Annotated in this window: 18 protein-coding genes and 1 pseudogene; 7 read left to right on the top strand and 12 right to left on the bottom strand. The window is 60.9% G+C overall.

What is annotated here, in order from left to right:
* From BZK31_RS04700 to BZK31_RS04675, 6 genes are all read right to left on the bottom strand, one after another.
* The coding region (locus BZK31_RS04700; protein ID WP_157900700.1) for an efflux RND transporter periplasmic adaptor subunit at window positions 1-642 on the bottom strand (642 nt) is incomplete at its 3' end.
* Window positions 639-1,733, bottom strand: a complete 1,095-nt coding sequence (locus tag BZK31_RS04695) for an efflux RND transporter periplasmic adaptor subunit (RefSeq protein WP_244182631.1) — start codon at window positions 1,731-1,733, stop codon at window positions 639-641. The genes BZK31_RS04700 and BZK31_RS04695, both read right to left, overlap by 4 nt.
* A 167-nt stretch (window positions 1,734-1,900) precedes the next feature.
* The gene (locus tag BZK31_RS04690; protein WP_083181613.1) at window positions 1,901-2,764 is read right to left on the bottom strand and encodes an alpha/beta fold hydrolase; all 864 of its coding nucleotides are present in this window, start codon (window positions 2,762-2,764) and stop codon (window positions 1,901-1,903) included.
* 474 nt (window positions 2,765-3,238) lie between these two features.
* Complete coding sequence (locus BZK31_RS04685) at window positions 3,239-4,636, bottom strand: sensor histidine kinase (protein ID WP_083181612.1); 1,398 nt, start codon at window positions 4,634-4,636, stop codon at window positions 3,239-3,241.
* Complete coding sequence (locus BZK31_RS04680) at window positions 4,614-5,297, bottom strand: response regulator transcription factor (RefSeq protein ID WP_083181610.1); 684 nt, start codon at window positions 5,295-5,297, stop codon at window positions 4,614-4,616. Before BZK31_RS04680 ends, BZK31_RS04685 begins: the two co-directional genes overlap by 23 nt.
* A gap of 86 nt (window positions 5,298-5,383) precedes the next feature.
* Window positions 5,384-6,319 (bottom strand): formate/nitrite transporter family protein, encoded by a 936-nt coding sequence (locus tag BZK31_RS04675; protein ID WP_083181609.1) that lies wholly within the window; start codon window positions 6,317-6,319, stop codon window positions 5,384-5,386.
* 343 nt (window positions 6,320-6,662) lie between these two features.
* Between BZK31_RS04675 and BZK31_RS04670 the strand changes: the two genes are divergently transcribed.
* A complete protein-coding gene (locus BZK31_RS04670) occupies window positions 6,663-8,804 on the top strand; it encodes a TonB-dependent siderophore receptor (RefSeq protein ID WP_083181608.1) in 2,142 nt (713 codons plus the stop codon).
* Window positions 8,805-8,821: 17 nt separating this feature from the next.
* Here BZK31_RS04670 and BZK31_RS04665 read toward each other — a convergent pair whose 3' ends face one another.
* The 4 genes from BZK31_RS04665 to BZK31_RS04650 all read right to left on the bottom strand — a co-directional run bounded on the left by BZK31_RS04665 (window position 8,822) and on the right by BZK31_RS04650 (window position 13,310).
* On the bottom strand, window positions 8,822-9,778 hold the full coding sequence (locus BZK31_RS04665) for a D-2-hydroxyacid dehydrogenase family protein (protein WP_083181607.1): 957 nt from the start codon (window positions 9,776-9,778) through the stop codon (window positions 8,822-8,824).
* A 37-nt stretch (window positions 9,779-9,815) separates the two neighbouring features.
* A complete protein-coding gene (locus BZK31_RS04660) occupies window positions 9,816-10,469 on the bottom strand; it encodes a DUF1345 domain-containing protein (RefSeq protein ID WP_083181606.1) in 654 nt (217 codons plus the stop codon).
* A gap of 131 nt (window positions 10,470-10,600) precedes the next feature.
* Window positions 10,601-11,953, bottom strand: coding sequence for a glucarate dehydratase (gene gudD, locus BZK31_RS04655; protein WP_083181605.1), 1,353 nt, complete (start codon window positions 11,951-11,953; stop codon window positions 10,601-10,603).
* Between the two features lie 31 nt (window positions 11,954-11,984).
* Window positions 11,985-13,310, bottom strand: coding sequence for an MFS transporter (locus BZK31_RS04650; protein WP_083181604.1), 1,326 nt, complete (start codon window positions 13,308-13,310; stop codon window positions 11,985-11,987).
* 463 nt (window positions 13,311-13,773) lie between these two features.
* Between BZK31_RS04650 and BZK31_RS04645 the strand changes: the two genes are divergently transcribed.
* Entirely contained in the window at window positions 13,774-14,487 is a 714-nt protein-coding gene (locus BZK31_RS04645) for a FadR/GntR family transcriptional regulator (protein ID WP_083181603.1), read from the top strand.
* A gap of 24 nt (window positions 14,488-14,511) precedes the next feature.
* Here the strand turns inward: BZK31_RS04645 and BZK31_RS04640 are convergent, their stop codons facing one another.
* The gene (locus BZK31_RS04640) at window positions 14,512-15,606 is read right to left on the bottom strand and encodes an alpha/beta fold hydrolase (RefSeq protein WP_083181623.1); all 1,095 of its coding nucleotides are present in this window, start codon (window positions 15,604-15,606) and stop codon (window positions 14,512-14,514) included.
* Window positions 15,607-15,844: 238 nt separating this feature from the next.
* On the opposite strand from BZK31_RS04640, the gene BZK31_RS04635 reads away from it, so the two are divergent.
* Entirely contained in the window at window positions 15,845-16,936 is a 1,092-nt protein-coding gene (locus BZK31_RS04635) for a sugar diacid recognition domain-containing protein (RefSeq protein ID WP_083181601.1), read from the top strand.
* Between the two features lie 110 nt (window positions 16,937-17,046).
* Window positions 17,047-18,183, top strand: a complete 1,137-nt coding sequence (locus tag BZK31_RS04630) for a glycerate kinase (protein WP_083181599.1) — start codon at window positions 17,047-17,049, stop codon at window positions 18,181-18,183.
* A gap of 37 nt (window positions 18,184-18,220) precedes the next feature.
* Here BZK31_RS04630 and BZK31_RS04625 read toward each other — a convergent pair whose 3' ends face one another.
* Window positions 18,221-18,703: a GFA family protein gene (locus BZK31_RS04625; protein ID WP_083181597.1), complete on the bottom strand. Its 483-nt coding sequence runs from the start codon at window positions 18,701-18,703 to the stop codon at window positions 18,221-18,223.
* A 104-nt stretch (window positions 18,704-18,807) separates the two neighbouring features.
* Between BZK31_RS04625 and BZK31_RS30520 the strand changes: the two are divergent.
* From BZK31_RS30520 to BZK31_RS04615, 3 genes and pseudogenes are all read left to right on the top strand, one after another.
* Window positions 18,808-19,686, top strand: a pseudogene (locus BZK31_RS30520) (HAMP domain-containing protein); the annotation flags it as partial.
* Window positions 19,678-20,541, top strand: a complete 864-nt coding sequence (locus tag BZK31_RS30515; RefSeq protein WP_415639603.1) for a methyl-accepting chemotaxis protein — start codon at window positions 19,678-19,680, stop codon at window positions 20,539-20,541. The pseudogene BZK31_RS30520 and the gene BZK31_RS30515, both read left to right, overlap by 9 nt.
* Before the next feature lie 119 nt (window positions 20,542-20,660).
* On the top strand, window positions 20,661-21,905 hold the full coding sequence (locus tag BZK31_RS04615) for a D-mannose isomerase (protein ID WP_083181594.1): 1,245 nt from the start codon (window positions 20,661-20,663) through the stop codon (window positions 21,903-21,905).
* Window positions 21,906-21,911: the final 6 nt, after the last annotated feature.

Here is a 21,911-nt window from a genome sequence, read left to right as displayed (position 1 = left end):
GGCCAGACCGACCGGCAGGTCGACCACCGCTTCCCGGCTCTCCGGGCGCGCTAGGCTGACCACCGGTTGTCCGGCAGCCATCACCTGGCCGACTTCGGCACGCCAGTCCGTGACCAGACCATCGAACTCGGCGAACAGGCGGGTGTAGGACAGGTGATCGCCAGCCTGCTGCAACGCAATGCGTGCTCGTTGCTGCAAGGCGTCCTGATTACGCAGGTCACTGCTCAACTGGTCGAGCCGCGCTTGTGAGCCAACACCGCGCTCGAACAACTGCTGGTAGCGCAACTGCTCGTCTCTGACCTGTTGCCACGACGACTGCGCCTTGCTGAGTTCGGCCTGGCGAGCGTGCAACTGGTTCTGTTGCTCGCTGGGCTCCAGCGTTGCAAGCAGATCGCCCTTGCGTACCGCCTGGCCGATCTCTGCCTGCCTGGTGGCGATCCGCCCGGCGACACGAAACCCTTGCGCCACTTCGTAGTGCGGCTGGATGTTGCCGGCGAAGCGACCGTGCGAGGTGTCACGCGGCTCGACGACTTCGATGAACAACACCGGCCGATCAACGACTTCACGCAGCGACGTGTCGCGACAGCCCGGCAGCACGACCAGCAATGTGCATAACAGCAAAACGTTGTCGCGCACGTTCATCGTGGCGCCTGCGAACTGGCCAGCGATACAGGCGGGTCGCCGAATGGCTGTGCCGACACTTCGACTTTCTGCCCGGCATAAAGAAACTGCAGGCCTTGGGAGACGACCCGATCACCTTCCGACAACCCTTCGGCGACCAGCACCTGGCCTTGGTCGTAACGCAGCACACGCACCTTGCGCAGCGAAACGTATGATTGCTCATCCATCTGCCATACCGCAGGCTGGCCGTGTGCGCGGGTCAGTGCCGACCAGGGCAGCACGAACGCCCGTTGCGTTATGTTTTCCAGGCGTGCGCTGACCACGGTTCCCAGTCCGGGCAGGGCAGGCGCGTCCGGCAGCGCGACGCGCACGCGCAAGGTGCCGCTGGCCGTGGACACAATCGGGGTTATTTCACGAATCCTGCCGATCAGTTCCGTGCTGGGCTCACCGACCGGGCTAATCACCACCCGGTCGCCGATCCGGTCGGTGCTCAGCAGCGATTCATAGGCGGCAAACACCGCTTCGCGTTCGCCGTCGTGCGCGAGGCTGAACACCGGAGAGGCTGCCTGCACCACCTGGCCTTCCTCGACTTGCCGGGCGGTGATGACACCGTCCGCCACGGCGAGCAGTTCGGTGTAGCCGACCTGCTCACGCGCAGTGGCCTGTTGAGCCTTGAACGAAGCCAGATCGCCGCGCGCGCTTTCCAGATTCGCGCGTGCCTGTTGGTATTCACTCAGGTTGGTATAGCCCTTGGGCAGCAGACGTTGCTGGCGCTGATAGTTCTGTTCGGCGAGACGCAGCCGGGATTCCCGGACGATTACATCGGCGTTCGCCGACTCCAGCCCGGTGCGCTGTTCGCGAGGGTCCAGCCGGGCCAACACCTGACGAGCACTGACCCGGTCACCGACATCGACGAAGCGTTTGACCAGCTTGCCGGAAACTCGAAAAGACAGGTCGGTGACCTTGCGTGCCTGGATGTCACCGCTGAGGACCACGCGGTTGGCGATGTCCTGCGCCTTGACCGTCTGAACTGCCACGCGCACCGGAGCTTTCTGCTCCGGTTTGCCCGCAGAGCAGCCACCCAGTGAAAGGGCCAGTGCAAGGTTCAACATCAGTGAACGGTGATAAGGCGGGAAGCGAGCAGGCCGGTTCCTGTTGGAAGCACGGCCGAGCCGACGCATGAAAACTGCACAAGAGAAAATCATCAACGAATCGTCACTGCCTGAGAAAGGAACCTGTCATCCATGAACCACTGCGCCACGCAAGTGGCGCGGTTGTCTCAGGCCATTGCGGTAGCGCTGGGCCACTCCTGATTACAGGCTTCGGTCCCCAGAAAAGCGATGACGTTGCGCTGCGAGTGATGCCACGCGGCTTTGCTTTCCAGATCCAGAAAGTGCCCGGCGTCCGGAACTACGTCGAAACTGCTTCGGGCGATGTAGTTAGCGAAAGCCCTGGCGTCGTCGGCAGTGGTGTATTCATCTTTTTCACCGTTGACGAACAACACTGGAATCTTGATCGAGGAAAAACGCTCGACGTAGTTACTGGCGCTTAGTTGGCGAATCTGGCTGATGTGAAAGTCGATCTGGCCGTATTCGTGTTCGGCCAGGCTGATCAGGTGTTTGTAGTTATACAGTTTGAACAGGCGCGGTAGATACTTGCCCACGGTGTCATTGAGCAGCGAGCCGATTTTGCGTTTTTCGCGAGCGGCGAGGTACACCTGAGCCTTGTCGATGTAGTCAAGCATCGGTGCGTTCAGGACGGGTGAGAACGAGCTGATGATCGCCTTTTCAACCGACGCCGGGCACTCGGACAGCGCCAGCAGCGCCGAAACACCGCCCCAGGACACGGAAAGCAGGTAGTTGACCTGAAAACGATCAATGAGTTGAAGCAGGATGCCGACTTCGTCTTCCTTGGTCACGATCATGTCGTCGGCATTGTGTGCCCGCGACTGGCCGGAGAAGGGAAGGTCGAACAGAACGATGTTGTAGTGCGGTTGAAGGTACTTGACGGTTTGCCCGAAAGAGCCAGTAGTGGACAGTGCTCCGTTGACCAGCAAGATGGTCTTTACATGGCTGCCTTTCCAGTAAGTTTCGGTGTAAACCTTGTAATTGCCCACGCCTAGAATAGTTGATTGTGCGCCCATAACAGCCTCCCAGCCGATGTCGATCCTACGAAATTAGTCCAGCATTCTCCGCCCCGGCGACCATGCCGAAGGCCCGCCCGATTGAGGGCGAAATCCGATGAGTTCTTGTTTTGGGTGCATCTGGAACGTGTACCACGGTGACTATAGATAACGCAGTGCCGGTATACCGACAAGACACTGACGCCATAAAAATGCCGATTGGATCACGTTTTCTTTTCAGGTGACGCGGGCAGGGGTCAACGACGAAAGCGGGTTTATTCGGAGAAAAACGTCGCATAACAGCAGAAAAGCGGAAGTAATGAAGGGAACTTGTGCGTGCTGAAACGTTCAAGCTGACGGTTTTTTTGAAACATCTTGTAATAAAATAGCGCTTGGCAAGTCGCGCCAGATTATTATCGAAATGCCTGAAAGGCTTGATCCAGAGCGCTTAACCTCGTCAAAAAGCAGGCACGGGACAAGGATTTGCGCGAAGGTTCAGACCAGTGGGCGCACGGTGCGACATTCCAGCTTCAGGCTCGCGCCGCCGTAGGGGCTGGTGCCGACCTGCAGCGTGAAACCATGCAGATTGACGATCGCTGCCACCACTGACAGGCCCAGGCCAAAGCCGCTCTGCTGGTTGCCGGCTTCGCTGCGGTAAAAACGTTGAAACACCGCCGCCCGTTCGGTGACCGGAATGCCGGGGCCGGAATCCTGAATGTCGATGCAGGGGCTTTTACCGTCTTTCCCGGCATAGGCGATGACCGCGACAGTCCCGCCCGCCGGGGTGAATTTGATGGCATTGCTGAGCAGGTTGGCGAGCGCTTCGAACAACAGCGCCCGGTCGCCGACCAGAGTGGGCAGGGCGTCTTCGAGATTCAGCAGCAGGGTGATCTGGTCTTCTTCGGCCAGTGGCAGGTAGAAGTCGTGAAGCTCATGCAAAAGCGGACGCAGTTCGAGTTCGACGAACGCGGAACGTCGCTGACGATCTTCCAGTTCGGAAATACGTAACAGCCCGCGAAAACGCGCCATCAGCGTATCCGCTTCGCCGATGACCTGCGCGATCTGCAAGGCGCAGGGCGAGTCGTATTTGGCCTGTTGCTGAATGCGATACAACTGCGCACGCAGCCGCGTCAGTGGTGTGCGCAGATCGTGGGCGATGTTGTCACAAACGCCTTTGACTTCGTTCATCAGCTTTTCGATGCGGTCGAGCATGGCGTTGACGATCACGGCCAGCATGTCCAGCTCATCGCGTCTGTTGGACACTGGAAGGCGTCCCGCCATGTCGCCGGCAATGATGGACTCGGCGCTGATCTGAATGGCACGTATGCGCCGCAAGGGGCGTTGACGCAACAGGTGCCAGCCCGCAACGCCGGGAATGATGGTCAGCGAGACGCCCCAGAGCAGGGCATGCAGGATCAGCGTGCTGACCGCGAACAGCGAGCCATTTTCGCGCACCAGCACCAGCCAGCGTCCATCGACGGTTTCGGACACGACCGCGTCACAGCTGTCCTGTGGCAGCCCCGGATCGTCGGACTCGATGCAGTTGCTCAGTTCATGGATCTGGCCATCAACCGGCAGTACGTTGGGAATTCGTGTGATCGGCCCGGCGATATGCCGGAACTCGTCATCGAACAAGCCGTAGGCGTCCACGGCGCGCATGTCGAAGGTCATGCTGGTGGCGAGTGCGTCGACCAGCGCCTGACCCTCGAAGCGGGAAAACAGTTGCTGACGGTGGGTCAGCGAATGGCGGGCGAGGTTGTCCAGGTAGTTATTCACTTCCCAATACAAGACGCCCAGCAAAATGGCGCTCCAGGCCACGAACAATGAACTGTAGAGCGCCAGAAGTCGGCTGGAGGAGGAGCGCCAGCCGTTAGACGGGTTCGGCAATGACATAACCTGAACCTCGCACGGTCTGTATCAGCGGTGCGATGCCGGGTTGGTCGATTTTTTTGCGCAGACGGCCGATGTGAACGTCGATCAGGTTGGTGCCGGGATCGAAGTGGTAGCCCCAGACTTCCTGGAAAATCATCATGCGGGTGATGATCTGCCCACTGTTGCGCATCAGAAACTCGAGCAGCTTGAACTCGGTCGGCAGCAGCGTCAGCGGTTCGCCACCGCGGCACGCTTCGCGGGTGATGAGGTTCAGCTCCAGGTCCGACACCTGGAGCACGGTTTTGGCCGCACTGACCGGATTGCTGCGCCGCAGCAGCACTTCCACCCGCGCCGCCATTTCATCCGATGCAAACGGTTTGGGCAGGTAGTCGTCGCCCCCGGCACGCAGGCCTCGCACGCGCTCGTCCACGTCGGACAGCGCGCTGATCATCAGAATCGGGGTCGCGATGCCCTGAGCCCGCAACTGGGTGACGATGGTCAGTCCATCGATCTCCGGCAGCATGCGATCCAGGGTTATGAGGTCGTAGTCGCCACTCACTGCACGCGCCAGGCCGTCACGGCCGTTGTCCACCCAGTCCACTTCGAGTCCGTGGCTGCTGAGTTCCGCGACGATTTCCTTTGCGGTGATGGCATCGTCTTCGATTGCCAGAATTCGGGTCATGGTCCCTGCCTGAATAAATGCGTTCAAAGGGCTATTTTGCGCTTAATTGGCACTGAAGTTCCTGAAAGAAAGTTTAATGACGGGGATCATATGTCCTTCTTCAATCGGGAATCGGCGTCCTTGAGCTTTTGCTCATGGGCCAGACGTTTTTCTTCGGCACGCATTTTCTTGTCCCGCTCCAGCTTGGCACTGGTGTCTTTCTCGCTGCGGATCTGCGCGTGGCTGATCAGGGCGAAAATGAAGCTGCCGCCGATGATGTTGCCCGCCAGCGTCGGGCCAGCAAAGGTGAACAGAAAGTCCTTCCAGCCGATTTCACCCGCAAACACCAGGTACGACACCTCTGCCGAACCCACTACGATGTGAGTGAAGTCGCCCAGTGCCATGAGATAGGTAATCAGCACAATAATCGCGATCTTGGCATTTTCCATTGAGGCGATCATCCAGACCATGGTCGCAATCATCCAGCCGGAGACGATGCCTTTGGAGAACATCTGACTGACGTCGTTCTCCATGACCTTGCGACCGATCTCCAGAAAGGCCTGATCGGTCTTGGTATCGAAGATCGGCAGGTTGAGCATTACATACGCGACCAGCAGCGTGCCGGCCAGGTTGCCGGTCAGCACTACGCCCCAGAGCCGCAGCAGGCGCCAAATGTTGGCCAGATTCAGTTTACTCATCACTGGCAACACGGCGGTGATGGTGTTCTCGGTGAACAGTTGCTGGCGCGCGAGGATGACCGCGAGAAAGCCTGCCGAGTACCCCAGGCTGGTAATCACATGACTGCCGGGAATGCCTTCCAGGCGCGACATGAACAGACCCATCGCCATCAGCGACAGCCCCATGGTCAGGCCCGCGGCCAGTGCCGACCACCAGAGCGCAGCGACACTGCGCTCCAGCTCGTGGTCGCCCTGAATGCGGATGGTTTCGTGCAACACAGCAGCGCGCGGCGGTTGATTCTCGTCGATTTCGCGCTCTTCGTCGGCTGACAGGCCGGGGGTCTTGCCGTCTACTTCGTGGTCCATACCGTTTCCTGATGTCTTGCTGAGGCGCTTGGCTCGCTGACTGTAGGTACACAGTCCGATGAGGAATGGACCTCGCAGTCTGCGTCAGTCCGCTGGTTCAGACAGGCGCCGTGCGCCGTCGTTCGCCAGCGCCGTGCAGTGTCGAAAAATGTATGAGCCAGTTGGCAGAACGTGCGGCCTGTACCTGTAATCACGGGCCATTCACGGCTTTGTCCGATGGCTAATAGCAGGATTAACGTGATTTTTGATAATTTGTATCAAGTGCTAATAAGAATCTGTACTATTCGCAAAAAAATCCGCCAGGTCCGAAGAGACCCGGTTTACTGCCAAGGGCTGCATATCGATGCGTCGTACCTTTCTTTCGCTTTGCGTCATTCAAGCCATCGCTCCATCCGCCTGGGCTGACCAGGTCACTGCCAATAACCCCTCGATCGAACTGCAGAACATCGATATCCAGAGCGCTGCCGATCTCGACACCGCACAAGGGCCGGTGCAGGGCTATCGCGCCACCCGGTCCGCGAGCGCCACGCGAACTGACACATCCCTGCACGAGACGCCGCAGTCGATCAGCGTCGTGACGCGCGACGCGGTCGAAGACATCGGTGCCACGCGTTTACAGGACGCGCTTGATTACGCGGGTGGCGTAGGGCGCGCCAACAACTTCGGTGGACAGGGCCTGACCACCTTCACCGTGCGCGGCTTCACCACCGGCGAGTTCTACCGCAACGGTTTTCCGATCAATCGCGGCTATCCGAACATGCCGGACGCCAACACCATCGAGCGTCTGGAAGTGCTGCGTGGTCCGGCGACAACGCTGTATGGTCGCGGCGATCCGGGCGGTACCTTCAATGTCGTCTCCAGGCAGCCGCTGGCCGAACGCTCGGTCACGCTGGGCAGTCAACTCAATGATCAGGGCATGAAGCGCGGTACGCTGGACGCCACCGGCCCGCTGGACGCCACCGGCCCGCTGGATGACGAGGGCCGGTTTGCCTATCGTCTCAATGTCGTGGCTGAGGGCGGCGACACCTTTCGCGATCATGTCGAAACCGAACGCTACGGCGTTGCACCCGTGCTCACCTGGCAGGTCGATGACGCCACGCGCCTCACCTTCGAAGGCGACTTCATGCGCAACAACGCGCCGCTGGACCGTGGCCTGACCCGCTATGCCCGCCAGACCCGCACAGCGTCACGCGATACCTTTTTCGGCGAGAAGGACGTGGGCAAGCTGCACAACGACAACAACATGGCGCAGATCCGTTTCGATCACGACCTGAACGCCGACTGGAAACTGGGCGGCGGAATCCAGATGCTCGACGGCTCGTTGAAAGGTGATGCCATCGAAGCCAACGGCCTGGCCGCTGACGGGCGCACGCTGGGACGCAACTTCAACTACCGCAAGCTGGAATGGACCGACCGCGATGTGCAACTGAACGTCACCGGACATTTTGCGACCGGTGCGTTCGACCACACGCTGCTGGCCGGTGTCGAGTACGAAGACTATGACTACAAGTCGATCATCCGGCGCTCCAGTGGTGCTGTCGGGGCTTACACCATCAATATCTTCGATCCTGTCTACGGCCAGGCGCGTCCGGCGCTGACCCGCACCACCACCCACGACAAAGAAAACCTCAAGACATACGCCGCTTTTTTGCAGGATCAGGTGGCGCTGACCGAGCGCCTGAAGTTGCTGGGCGGCGTGCGTTTCGAGCGTTTCGAGCATGACTACGACACCTTCGGCGTCGGCGTGCCCTTCACCAACAGCGATAACGCCGTCACGCCGCGTCTCGGGCTGACCTACGACCTGACCGATGACGTTGCGGTCTATGCCAACACCGCACGCTCGTTCAAGCCCAATACCGGCGCGAGCCGTCTGGGTGGTGGCTTCAAGGCCGAGGAAGGCAAGTCCTATGAAGTCGGGGTCAAGTGGCAGGCGCTGGACCGTCAGTTGAGCGTGGATGCCGCGCTGTATCAGATCGAGAAACAGAACGTGCTGACCACTGACCCGGTCGATTCGACGTTCAGCGTGGCGGCGGGTGAAGTGCGCAGTCGTGGGCTGGACCTGAATCTGGTCGGCAATTTGACCCCCGAATGGCGAGTGATGGGCAGCTATGCCTACGTCGACGCGGAGGTCACCAAAGACAACTCGTTGCGGTCCGGCACGCGGTTGCTGAATATCCCGGAGCAGACTTTCAGCCTGTTGAACGTCTATGAGTTCCAGGACGGTGCCTTGCGCGGGTTGGGGCTGGGGGTCGGCGGACGCTATGTCGATCAGCGCGCCGGGCAGACGGCCAATGTGGCCTTTTCGATGGACAGCTACACCGTGTTCGATCTGCTGGCCTTCTATAAGGTCAACGAACACGTGAAGCTCAACCTCGATGTGAAGAACGTGTTCGACACCGAGTACGAGGAGGGCGCCTTTGGCAACGTTTACGCTTATCCGGGCGCCCCTCGGACAGTGCAGGTGGGGATTGCCTACACGCTCTGATTGAAGGTCCGATACGGTCAGGCGAAAACCCTGATCGGCGACCCCGCATGCCAGGCCTGGATGTCTTCGATCATCTGGCTGAAAAAGGTCCGGTAGTTGTTTTCGGTGACATAGCCGATGTGCGGAGTCGCCAGCACGTTGTCCAGCGTGCGGAAGGGGTGTTGGGCCGGGAGTGGCTCGACATCGAACACGTCCAGGGCTGCTCCGGCAATCCTGCGTTGGCTGAGGGCTTCGATCAACGCCGCTTCATCGATGATCGGGCCGCGTGATGTGTTGACGATGAATGCGCCGGGCTTCATCCGGCCCAGCGCTTCGGCGTCCACCAGACCACGGCTGCGGTCGCTGAGCACCAGGTGCACCGACAGCACATCGGCCTGTTCGAAGAGTGCCTGTTTGCTGACGTAGGTCACCCCCGAGCCGGCCGCTCCCTCGGGCGTGAGGTTCTGGCTCCACGCGATCACCTTCATGCCGAAAGCCTGGCCGTATCGGGCGATCCATTTGCCAATGCTGCCCAGTCCCAGAATCCCTAGCGTCTTGCCATGCAGGTCGCCACCCAGTCCCGCTTGCCACTGACCCGAGCGCAATGCACCCGCTTCGGTGACCAGGTTGCGGGTGATGCCCATGATCAACGCCCAGGTCAGCTCCGGGGCGGCATGCTTGTAGCTTTCCGTGCCGCACACTTCGATTCCAAGGCGTCGGGCGGCAGCAACGTCGAGCGCAGCATTGCGCATGCCGCCGGTGACCAGCAGTTTCAGGCGTGGCAAACGGCTGAGCAGCGCCTCGTCGAACAGGGTCCGTTCACGCATCACGCAAATCACGTCGAAGTCTTGCAGGCGCTGGCTCATGGTGGCGGTGTCGGCCGGAAAATCATGCAGAAAACTGACGGCACCTATCGGGTCAAGTACCGACCAGTCGACGACGTCGCTGGCCACGTTCTGCCAGTCGTCAAGCACCGCGATGTTCAATGGGGTCATGAATGGACGTCTCTTTTGGCTATGTCGGGAAAGGCCGCTAGTTGAACAGGCTGGCCGCAATGTTGATCGAAAAGCCCAGAATCGCGGTGTTGAACACGAAGCAGATCAACGACTGGGCGAGCACGATCCGGCGCATTTGAGGGGTCGCCACGCCGACGTCGGACGTCTGTACTGCAACGCTCAAGGTGAACGAGAAATACAGAAAATCCCAGTAGTCCGGATTCTTCTCGCCGCCCGCGAAAGACAGGGCCGGATCCTTGCCTGTCCAGGTATAGAACAGCCGCGCGTAATGCAGGCTGAACACCACGCCGATCATCAGCCATGAGCCGATGATGGTGATGCCGGTGAACGCGTGGTGCAGCAATTGGGCGTGCGGTGACAGGCCCTTGCTGCCCGCGATCTCGACGATGATCGCGGCCAGGCTGGCCAATGCCGCGATGGAGACGGTCATCAGGATCGTGCCCGCGTTCTCGTCCTCTATCAGCGCGATACGCCGCACATCACCGGCGCTGCTGTGCAGGGTGCGGATGAACATCAGGATCAGATACAGCCATACGCCCAGGTCCCAGCCGATCAACAGCTTTTGGGTCAATGTGGTGTCGGGCAGGACCCAGATGGAGGCAATGCCGCAGGACAGGCCTGTCAGGGCCGCGATGGTCAGGCGAGGGTGGGTGTGAACGATATGGCGCATGCTGGCTAGTCGTTACTGATTGTTGCCAGACAGTATCACGCGGTGAAAGAAACCAAGAAAAAACGGCGCGCAAGGGGGTTGCGCGCCGGGTGCCTACACAAGGGCGAGAGTATGAGGGAAAGCGAAGCGGCTTAGCGCACCAGGCAGGGCTGCTTGTTGTTGAACGTCCAGTCCGGAATCAGAAACTGCATGGCCACGGCGTCATTGCGCGCCCCAAGCCCCATGCCTTTGTACAGTTCGTGAGCCTTGGCCAACTGATCTACGTCCAGCTCGACGCCCAGGCCGGGCTTTTTCGGTACCTCGACCTTGCCGCCGACAATCTGCAGTGGTGCCTTGGTCAGGCGCTGGCCATCCTGCCAGATCCAGTGGGTATCGATGGCGGTAATGTTGCCCGGTGCGGCAGCGGCCACATGGGTAAACATTGCCAGTGAGATATCGAAGTGGTTGTTGGAATGCGAGCCCCAGGTCAGGCCCCATTCGTTGCACATCTGCGCGACGCGCACCGACCCCTGCATGGTCCAGAAGTGCGGGTCGGCCAGCGGGATGTCCACCGATTGCAACTGAATGGCGTGGCCCATTTCGCGCCAGTCGGTGGCGATCATGTTGGTGGCGGTCTTAAGGCCTGTGGCACGGCGGAACTCGGCCATGACCTCGCGGCCGGAGAAACCGTTTTCCGCGCCACAGGGGTCTTCGGCGTAAGCCAGCACGTGCTGCTGATCGCGGCACAGGCGTATGGCTTCCTTGAGCGACCACGCGCCGTTGGGATCCAGCGTGATGCGGGCATCGGGGAAGCGTTCGGCCAGTGCCGTGACGGCTTCTATCTCGTCGTCGCCGCGCAGCACGCCGCCCTTGAGCTTGAAGTCCTGAAAGCCATAACGCTGATGCGCGGCCTCGGCCAGACGTACCACCGCGTCAGGGGTGAGGGCGACTTCATGGCGCAGGCGGAACCAGTCGTTGTCGGCGTCAGGCTCGCTGCGGTAGGCCAGGTCGGTCTTGTGTTGATCGCCAACGTAGAACAGATAGCCGAGCATCTCGACCTGATCGCGTTGCTGACCTTCACCGAGCAGCGCGGCGACAGGCACATCCAGGTGCTGGCCAAGCAGGTCGAGCAGCGCCGCCTCCAACGCGGTGACTGCGTGAATGGTGATGCGCAGGTCGAAGGTCTGTTGACCACGTCCGCCCGAATCGCGTTCGGCGAAGGCCTTGCGCACGTCATTGAGGATTTTCTGGTAAGTGCCGATGCTGCTGCCGACCACCAGCGATCGCGCGTCTTCCAGGGTCTGGCGAATCAGATCGCCACCGGGGACTTCGCCGACGCCGGTGTGCCCGGCGTTGTCCTTGAGGATCACGATATTGCGAGTGAAGTACGGACCGTGCGCACCACTGAGATTGAGCAGCATGTCATCGTGGCCGGCCACCGGCACGACGTGCATCTCAGTGATGGCAGGGGCTTTTGCAGTGATACTCGCGTGCTGAGCGTTCATGTTGAAATCCTTTGTCAAAATAGGGGGCGCGTCAGTGGGTGGCCGGTGTCTGCACGGCGGCGACCGGTGTAGCGCCGGGTTTCGGCGTGTTGCGGGCAGCGAAGACGATGACCGCGGCAATCAACGAGGTGGCGGTTAGCCCGTACAGTCCGCCCTGGATCGAGCCGGTGTGCTCTTCCAGCAGACCGAAGGTGGTCGGGGCCACGAAGCCGCCGAGGTTGCCCACCGAGTTGATCAGCGCAATCACCGCAGCGGCGATGCGTGCATCCAGATACGCCTGAGGAATCGGCCAGAACAGCGATGACGCCGACTTGAAGCCGAGCGCGGCGAAGCATATGGCGATGAAGGCGAAGATCGGGCTGCCGGTGGTGGACATGAACATCCCGGCTGCGGCAATCAACAGCGCTGCGGCGACCCAGGCCTGCTGGCGCTTCCATTTGGCCGACAGCGCAGCGAATGCGTACATGCCAACGATCGACAGCAGCCACGGAATGGAGTTGAACATCCCGACTTCGAAATCGCTCAGGCTGCCCATCTTTCTGATGATGCTCGGCAACCAGAAGGTGGCGGCGTAGATAGTCAGTTGAATGAAGAAGTAGATCACGCAAAACAGAATGATCTGACTGTCCTTGAGCAGCTTGCCGATAGACGCCTTGACCGGCGTTGCGGCTTCACGGGCGGCCTGTTCGGCATCGATGGCATTGACCAGTGCGTCCTGTTCTTCGCGGGTCAGCCACTTGGCATCGTGTGGCCTGGAATCCAGCCAGAACCAGACGAAGAAGCACAGACCCACCGAGAACATGCCCTCGATGAAGTACATCCACTGCCAGCCCTTCATGCCGAGGCCGTTGATCTGCAACAGCAGCCCGGACAGCGGGCCGGAAATCAGCGAAGCGATGGCCGAACCGCTGAGGAAGATCGCAATCGCCTTGCCGCGCTCTACGCCTGGCAGCCAGCGGGTGAAATAGTAGATCACCCCAGGGAAGAAACCGGCTTCGGCCACGCCGAGCAGAAAGCGCAGAATATAGAAGTGGGTTTCGTTCTGGATGAACGCCATGCAGGAAGCGACCAGCCCCCAAGTGAGCATGATCCGCGTCAGCCAGATACGGGCGCCGACTTTCTGTAGCAGGATGTTGGAAGGAACTTCGAACAGCGCGTAACCGATGAAAAACAGCCCGGCACCCAAGCCATAGGCTGCAGCACCGATACCCAGATCATGCTCCATGTGCGAACGCACGAAGCCGATGTTCACCCGGTCGATGTAGTTGACGATAAACATGATGACAAAAAGCGGCAGGACATGACGTTTGACTTTCGATACGGCTGAACTCAGGACCGAATCTGTGCCGTCGGCCATCCTGGAATTGGATGTGCTCACAGTTGAATCTCCCACTCGTTGTTTTTATGCGGGTCTGCGCAAGAGTGCCCTTGCATTGTCGGTCATCATACAAGTAACCCGGGCTTTGGCAAGCCCCTGATGGCGTTCGATTGCTGCGTTCTCCAGCTCGTGGCGACGAAAGGCGAGGGTCGTTTTTGCTTGGTAAACAGGCTATAAGCTTGGGTTTTGCCCAGTATTTGTTGGTTTTTTCTGTATGCCGGGAGTGTTTTCGGTCGCCAGGCGTCAGTTGGCCTGCGAAGAGTCATCGGAAATCGCGCGAAAAATGTGCGCGTTAAATTTTGACAAGCGCAGGTTGCTTGTAATACAAGTCAGACAAGTTGCCAGGGCCGTGAAACGCAGACGGGATGCGCCTGATCGGGCCAAAGCGTTTCGTTACCCGTCCGGTAACCACTGCACGAATAGACAACCTCAGGACACTCCCATGCAAGAGCCTGCCAGCACCGCGCCCAAACGCCGCCAGCACAGTCTCGCCACCGATCTGGTCACCGAGTTGAGCCAGCGCATTCTGCTGGGCAAGATCGCGCCGGGTGAAAAGCTGCCGTCGGAAAACCAGATCGTGCGTGAGCATGGCGTGAGTCGCACGGTGGTGCGTGAGGCCATCTCGAAACTTCAGGCATCAGGCCTGGTGGTGACCCATCACGGCATCGGTACCTTCGTGCTGGAACGCGGCGACCAGACCGGGTTACGCCTGAAGGTCGAGACCGTTTCCAGAGTGCGCGACATCATTGAGTTGCGCATCGGTCTGGAAACCCAGGCGGTGGCGCTGGCGGCGTTGCGGCGTACCGATGAGCAACTGGCGGCCATGCGCCAGGCGCTGGATGACTATCAGGACCTGCTGGCCAACGAAGACAGTTGTGTCGAAGCGGATAAGCGCTTCCACATGCTGATTGCCGAGGCGACCGGCAACCCCTATTTCATGGAGATCATGCAACACCTGGGCAGTGCGATCATTCCGCGCAGCCGCATAGCCTCAAGCGAGCGCGCTGGCAACAGTCTGGCTCATCAGGGCTATCTGGCCAATCTGGAGCACGAGGCCTTGCTCAGCGCCATTCGCCGCAAAGACCCCGATGCCGCACGTGCGGCGATGTGGACGCATTTGAGCAACAGCCGTGAGCGACTGGTGCCGCTGGAATAAGCGGCCGAATGGCCAGGGTTTGCTTCATTTTGCGTCTTTGAGCACGCCGAGCATCAACTGCGTCTGCCATTCGAACCAGGGGTTGAACGTCAGTCGCGAGTGGATCTTGCCCGGTTCCCGATACCCCCAGTCGGAATACCAGACCGGTTTGCCCGCCATGCAGTTCTTCGTGTCTTCGTCGCTCTGGCCGTTCCAGCAGATGCGCTGCGTGCCAGCCGCGCCATAAAGCGGGTTGTCCGGCGAAAACACCAGGCCCATGTGCGAAAAGCGGCTGATACGGTACGCCGGTAGATGATCGGTGCGGACCTCCACACGTGAGGTGACGGCTGTCCTGGCCGGCTGGTCGCCGTACCAGATCAGGCGGCTGTCCGGATGGCTGAAACGCGCATTGAAGGTATCCAGTACGTAAGCGGTGTCCAGTACCGAGTCATGCTGGGCGATGGCGACGAACACCGGTTTGTCGTAGGTGCGCTGCCGCAGACGGTTCTGCGCCAGCGTGCTGCTGCGATAGAACTGGGCGAAGCCGTTGGTGGGTACGTTCATGTAGCGCACCGGTGTCTGCATCGGACGCAGGCTGTCTTCGGGCGATGCGAGCAGCCAGGGTCTGGCCCAGCCGATCCACGGCGTGAGCCAGGCGTAGCCGCTGTCGGAGCGAAAGGCCGGAGAGAACAGCACCAGCCCGGCAATCTCGTCATGGTCATAGGCGTAGTCCAGCACCAGGTTGGCGCCGGTCGAAAAACCGCCCAGATAGACCTTTGGCACTTCTTCGCTGAGCAATTTCGCTTGCTCGCGGACCACCTGCTGCCACTGTTCCAGCGTCACGTCGAGCATGTCCTGAGGCTTGGTGCCGTGACCGGGCAGCAGCACGGTCCGGACCAGAAAGCCCTGGTCGGCCAGCCGCGGCCCTATGTCATGAAACGACCATGGCGAATCGCCCAGCCCGTGCACCAGCAGCACGCCGCCTTTAACGGGACCGCTTGGCGTCCACTGCTGCGGGGCATTCCAGTTGAGTTCGGCTTCGGGGTCCGAGGTCTGAAACGTCCGTTGCGAGCGGAGCAGGGCGATGGTCTGTTGCCGGTATTCTTCGAAGCGCTGAGTGGGGTTTTCGCCTTCGGCCATCGAGGTGCAGGCCGACAGTGTGAGCAGGGACAGCAGACTGGCGATTCGGGATCTGATCAACGTTCAGCGCGCCTTCGGCTAGGGTGGGGGGATTCAATGTATGACGGCAAGCCCGGCACTGTGCCATGCGCATCGCGCTCGATACCAGTTTCAGGCACACTCGATGCCTCAATAACTTCAACAAAATGTATCCGCATGCCTACTCATTCCAAGCCTCTTGCGACGGCGGGAGCTCATCATGTTTGCGCTTGATCGGGCTCTGGCTCAGGACATCGTCGACCGCGCCATGGCCATTCTGCCCTACAACGTCAATGTCATGGATTATCTGGGCATCATCATTGGTAGCGGTGATCCCGAGCGCCTGTGTACCCGGCACGAGGGCGCCCAACGGGTGCTTGCCAACAGCCAGGTGGTCGAGATCGATTCTCAGGCCGCCCTGCATCTGGGCGGCGTCAAGCCGGGCGTCAATCTGCCGCTGATGCTCGACCACCAATTGGTAGGCGTGCTGGGTATCACCGGCGAGCCGGACGAGGTTCGCGTGTATGGCGAACTGGTCAAGATGACCGCCGAAATGCTCATGGAACACCGTCGTCAACAGGCAGACCGTCAGTGGCGGCTGCAGCGCAGCGAAGACCTGCTGGCGCGGTTGTTGCTGCCTGATTGTCCGGATAGCCTGGTCGACGAGGCGCGACAACTGGGACTGCAGCCGCAACTGCCGCGTCAGGCGGTATTGCTCCAGCTTGAAGGGCAGCCCTCGGCTGCCAGCCAGATTGCCGGGTGGCTGGGATCACGCTACGCCGACAGCTGGTTCGTGCTGCGTGAGCCGACGCTGCTCTATTGGTGCCGGGCGGCAGGCAAGGATCGCGATGATGCCACGCTGCTCAAGCAATTCGACGAGCATCACTGGCCAGTGGTGCGCATGGCCACGGTTGAGCCCTCGGCGGATCTGCCCGAGTTGCGCCATGCCTGCGCCGCCGCCCGGGATCTGCTGGATTACGCCACTCAGGCGCGCCCGACACACAGGCTGTTGCGTCTGGCGGATCATCGCCTGCCGGTGCTGTTCTGGCGTCACCGCCACGACTGGCTGGCCGCCGAAGTGGCCGAATCCATTGGCCGTTTGCACAATCAGGGGGCATTGCTTGAAACCCTGTGCAGTTGGTTCGAATACAGCGGCGAAAGTCAGGCCTGTGCCGATGCTCTGGGCATTCATCGCAACAGCCTGCGCTATCGGCTGGAAAAGATTGCTGAGTTGACCGGCCGTGATCCCTACAAGACCGACGACCTCTTGCATCTTTATCTGGGTGCGCAGATGCAGCCTCGCCAGGGCTGAGCGCAGGTTTTGTTCAAATGCCCGACAAGCGTCGATAATCGTTGTGCGCAGGGCTGGCGGCAAAGCAGGGCCGTGATGAGAACATCCGGTAACGGACATGGAGAACAACAATGAAAATAGTCATCGCCCCCGACTCCTTCAAAGACAGCCTGAGCGCCCAGGCCGTCGCCAATGCCATCGCCAGCGGCCTGGCCGAAGTCTGGCCGGATGCCGAACTGATCAAATGCCCGATGGCCGACGGTGGTGAAGGCACCATCGAAGCGCTGCTGGACGCCTGCAATGGACAACTGATGAGCGCGCGGGTCAAGGGCCCGCTCGGCGACAGCGTCGAGGCCCATTGGGGCTGGCTGGCGCACAGCCGCACGGCGATCATCGAAATGGCCATGGCCAGCGGTCTGCAATTGCTCACTCTCGCGCAACGTGACGCCTGCCGCACCGGCAGCGAAGGCACCGGGCAATTGATCTCGGCGGCACTGGATGCCGGGGCGCAGCGCGTCATTCTGGCCATCGGCGGCAGCGCGACGAACGATGGCGGCAGCGGCATGCTGTCGGCGCTGGGCGTGCGCTTTGTGGATCACGCCGGTCAGGCGCTGCCGGGCGGCGGTCTTGCCTTGACCGATCTGGCACATATCGACCTTGCCGGGCTGGACCCAAGGCTTGCCGACGTACGCGTGGAAATTGCCGCCGACGTGGATAACCCCTTGTGCGGACCGAATGGTGCCTCACACATCTTTGGTCCGCAGAAGGGCGCCTCTTCCGAGCAGGTATTGGCGCTCGACGCTGCGCTGGCGCATTTCGCCGATCACTCGGCGCAGGCGCTGGGCCGGGACCTGCGCGACAGTCCTGGCAGCGGCGCGGCCGGTGGCATGGGTTTCGCAGCCAAGGCGTACCTGAATGCTTCGTTTCGTGCCGGGGTAGAAGTCGTCGCCGAGCTGACCGGACTCGAGCAGGCGCTGGCGGGCGCCGATCTGGTCATCACTGGCGAAGGCCGTTTCGACGCGCAGACCCTGCGCGGCAAGACGCCGCTGGGTGTGGCGCGGGTCGCCAAACGCCAGCGGGTGCCGGTGATCGTTCTGGCGGGTACGCTGGGTGAAGGCTACGAACAGCTTTATCAGCACGGCATCAGCGCAGCTTTCGCCCTGGCCGGTGGGCCGATGACGCTGGAGCAGGCGTGCCGCGAGGCGCCGCGTCTGCTGCGTGAGCGTGCGCGTGACATTGCCAGGGTCTGGCAACTGGCCGCGCGCTAGTTGCAGGTGAGGCAGACGGTGCGCGATCCCGGGCGGATCAGCGCACCAGCCCCAGCCGTTCATGCCACTGGGCAATCGACTCCTCTGGATACCCGTCGAACTGCCGGTCGCGCTCATGTGCCTCGATTTCGACCCAGGACGCCTTCGAATCAAGCAGCATGTGCGTACGCTCGGGCGCTGTCGGCAACGGCGTGTCGATGGCCGACGCGAAAGGGTGGATCAGTTGCGGCCACTCCGGACTGAACAGCCACAGGCCGCTGCCGCAGACTTTGCAGAAATGGCGCTCGGCGCTGCTGATTTTTACGTGATGATCTTCCCGGATTTTTGCGTGGTAGACCGAGATGTTCTCCCGCCCTTTGACTTTCAGGCTTGACGCCTCGCCGCTCAGGTTGATGGCATAGCCGCCCGCTCCCTGGGTCTTGCGGCAGATCGAGCAATAGCAGCGTTGATAAGGGTAAGGGTGGGCGCTGTTCAGGCTGAACTCCACCGCGCCGCAATGGCAGGAACCTTCCAGATGCATGGCAAAAACCTCCACGGTTGTACGAGCCGGTTTCGTGTGCATGAGGGTAGACAAGCGCGTGCTCGGGTTGAGCGTGTTCATTCGTCGGCTGGCCCGGAGGCTGAATGATTGTCGAAAGCCTTAAAGAATTGTCCGACAAGGGCGATACGCTGTGCGGTTGTCCGACAACTGTCGGTCGACGATCGTCTTCCAAATATAAAAGAGCCCTGGCCATGAATTTACGCAACCTCACTATCGCCCGCCGCGCAGGTCTGGGTTTTACCTTGATTTCCCTGCTCGTGGCGTTGCTGGGCTGGTTCGCACTGGTGCAGATGTCGACCATTCGCGAGAGCGAAGTGGCCGTTGAAACCAACTGGGTGCCGAGCATGCGCGTGGTCAACGACATACGCGAAATCATGTTGCGTATCCGGACCATCTCTCTGCGCATGGCGCTGGACACCGATCCTGCCAGTATCCCCACCTACCGTGGCCAGATGGATGTGCGTCTGGGCGACTTGACCAAGAAGCTCGACCTGCTCAACAAATTCGTCGACACGCCGGAAGAGAAAGTCCTTGCCGACCAGTTTCTGGTCACCATGGGGCAATACCGCACGGCGCTGGATCGCTCGTTCGTGCTCGCCGCGCAAGGTGACGGCGCAGGCCTGAACAAGCTGTTGCTGGCCGACATGAAGCAGATCGTCGATGGTTCGGGCAAACAGCTCAACGACCTGGCCGATTTCTACGTCACCAGGGTCGATGCCGAGGGCAAGGCAGCCGAGGCCCAGTACGAAGCGTCGCGCACTATTGTGTTGGTGTTCGTGGTACTCGCGGCGCTGGCGACCATCGGCCTGGCGCTGTGGCTGACCCGCAGCATTGTCCGCCCGTTGCAGCGTGCGGTCAGTGCCGCCGAGCATGTCGCCCAGGGCGATCTGACCCGCACCATTCAGATCGATGGCAACGACGAAGTCACCCGGCTGTTGCGTGCGCTGGAGCAGATGCAAGGCAATTTGCGTGAAGCGATGCGCCATATTGGCAGTTCGGCCAGCCAATTGGCGTCGGCCGCCACCGAGCTCAACTCGGTGACCGAAGACAGTTATCGCGGATTGAACCAGCAGAATGCCGAAATCGACCAGGCGGCCACGGCCATCAACGAAATGACGTCGGCGGTGGAAGAGGTGGCGCGTAACGCGGTGTCCACTTCCGATGCGTCCAGCCATTCCAGTGCTTCGGCCCAGGCCGGGCAGACGCGGGTCATCGAAACCGTGCAGTCGATCCAGACCCTGACCGACAACGTTCAGGCCACGTCGGTGCTGGTGCAGAACCTGGCCGATCAGTCTCAGGACATCGGCAAGGTGCTGGACGTGATTCGCTCGATTGCCGAGCAGACCAATCTGCTGGCGCTCAACGCCGCCATCGAAGCCGCGCGCGCCGGTGAATCGGGCCGCGGTTTTGCCGTTGTGGCCGACGAAGTACGGGCGCTGGCGCATCGCACCCAGCAGTCGACCCTGGAAATCGACTCGATGGTCAGCGCCATGCGCAGCGGCTCGGCCCAGGCGCTGGAGTCGATGAACACCAGCCGCGAACGCGCCGCCTCCACGCTGTCGCTGGCCAAGGGGGCGGGGGAATCACTGAGCGAAATCACGTCGTCCATCAACCAGATTTCCGAGCGTAATCTGGTGATCGCCAGCGCCGCCGAAGAGCAGGCGCAGGTCTCCCGTGAAGTGGACCGCAATATCGTCAACATTCGTGATCTGTCGATGCAGTCGACTCAGGGTGCCAATCAGATCAGCGCGTCGAGCCACGAGTTGTCGCGTCTGGCCGCCGATCTCAACCAGGTGGTGGCGCGCTTCAAGGTCTGAAACGCCGAAATCGATGAGGCCGCGGTGGCTTGCCGCTGACCGGCCGGGCGCGCATTATTGCACCCGGTCGCCGCGACCACCGTGCAGGTACGTCTTATCGATGGAGGCAGCACAGCGTCATGAATAATAACAATCAAACCTTCAGCAGTTGGCTTCGCTCGCCAGCCCACCATCAATGGCTGGCGCAGGAGGGCAGGCGTCTGCTGACCTTCGCCAAGGCCGCCAGGCTGGAAAACGGCTTCGGCAGCCTCGATGATTACGGTCGGCTGATGGTCGGGGCCACCGCCGAGACCATGAACACTGCGCGCATGACCCACTGTTTCGCCATGGCGCATGCGCAAGGCATTCCCGGTTGCGCCGCGCTGGTCGATCACGGCATCGCCGCACTCAGCGGCACCTTGCGCGACGCCGAACACGGCGGCTGGTTCAGCGCTGCGCTCGCCGATGGCGGCACCACCGACAAACAGGCTTATCTGCATGCCTTCGTCGCGCTGGCGGCCAGTTCCGCCGTGGTCGCCGGACGGCCTGCAGCCCAGGCGCTGCTGTCGGATGCGATTCAGGTGATCAACACCCATTTCTGGAGCGATGAAGAAGGCGCGATGCGCGAGTCCTTTGCCCGTGACTGGAGTGACGAGGAAGCGTATCGCGGGGCCAACAGCAACATGCACAGCACCGAGGCGTTTCTGGCTCTGGCCGATGTGACCGGCGACGCGCAATGGCTGGATCGGGCGCTGGGCATCGTCGAGCGGGTGATTCATCAGCATGCCGCTGCCAACGACTTTCAGGTCATCGAGCATTTCAGCCAGGACTGGCAGCCGTTGCCCGATTACAACCGCGAGAATCCCGCCGACGGTTTCCGCCCGTTCGGCACCACACCCGGGCATGCCTTCGAGTGGGCGCGCCTGCTTTTACACCTCGAGTCGTCCCTGCGCCACGCGGGACGTTCAAGCCCGGCATGGCTGGCGGAGGACGCCCGCCAATTGTTCGCCAATGCCTGTCGCTATGGCTGGAACGTCGACGGTGCGCCAGGCATTGTCTATACTCTGGATTGGCAAAACAGGCCGGTGGTCCGTCATCGCCTGCACTGGACCCATTGCGAAGCTGCGGCCGCGGCCGCTTCGCTGTTGCAGCGTACCGGCGAGCGGCAGTACGAAGAGTGGTATCGCGTTTTCTGGGAATTCAACGAAACGCTGTTCATCGACTATGAACACGGCAGCTGGCGACATGAGCTCAATGCACAGAATGAACCCAGTGAAGACATCTGGCCCGGCAAGCCTGACCTGTATCACGCCTATCAGGCCACGCTGTTGCCGGTATTGCCGCTGTCGCCGAGTCTGGCCAGCGGGTTGGCCGGGATGGACTGAGAAAGC

Origin of the sequence: Pseudomonas floridensis (genome assembly GCF_002087235.1) — a bacterium.
Classification (GTDB): domain Bacteria; phylum Pseudomonadota; class Gammaproteobacteria; order Pseudomonadales; family Pseudomonadaceae; genus Aquipseudomonas; species Aquipseudomonas floridensis.
The sequence above is the reverse complement of the archived record's forward strand: the minus strand, read 5'-3'. Positions and strand labels throughout refer to the sequence as shown.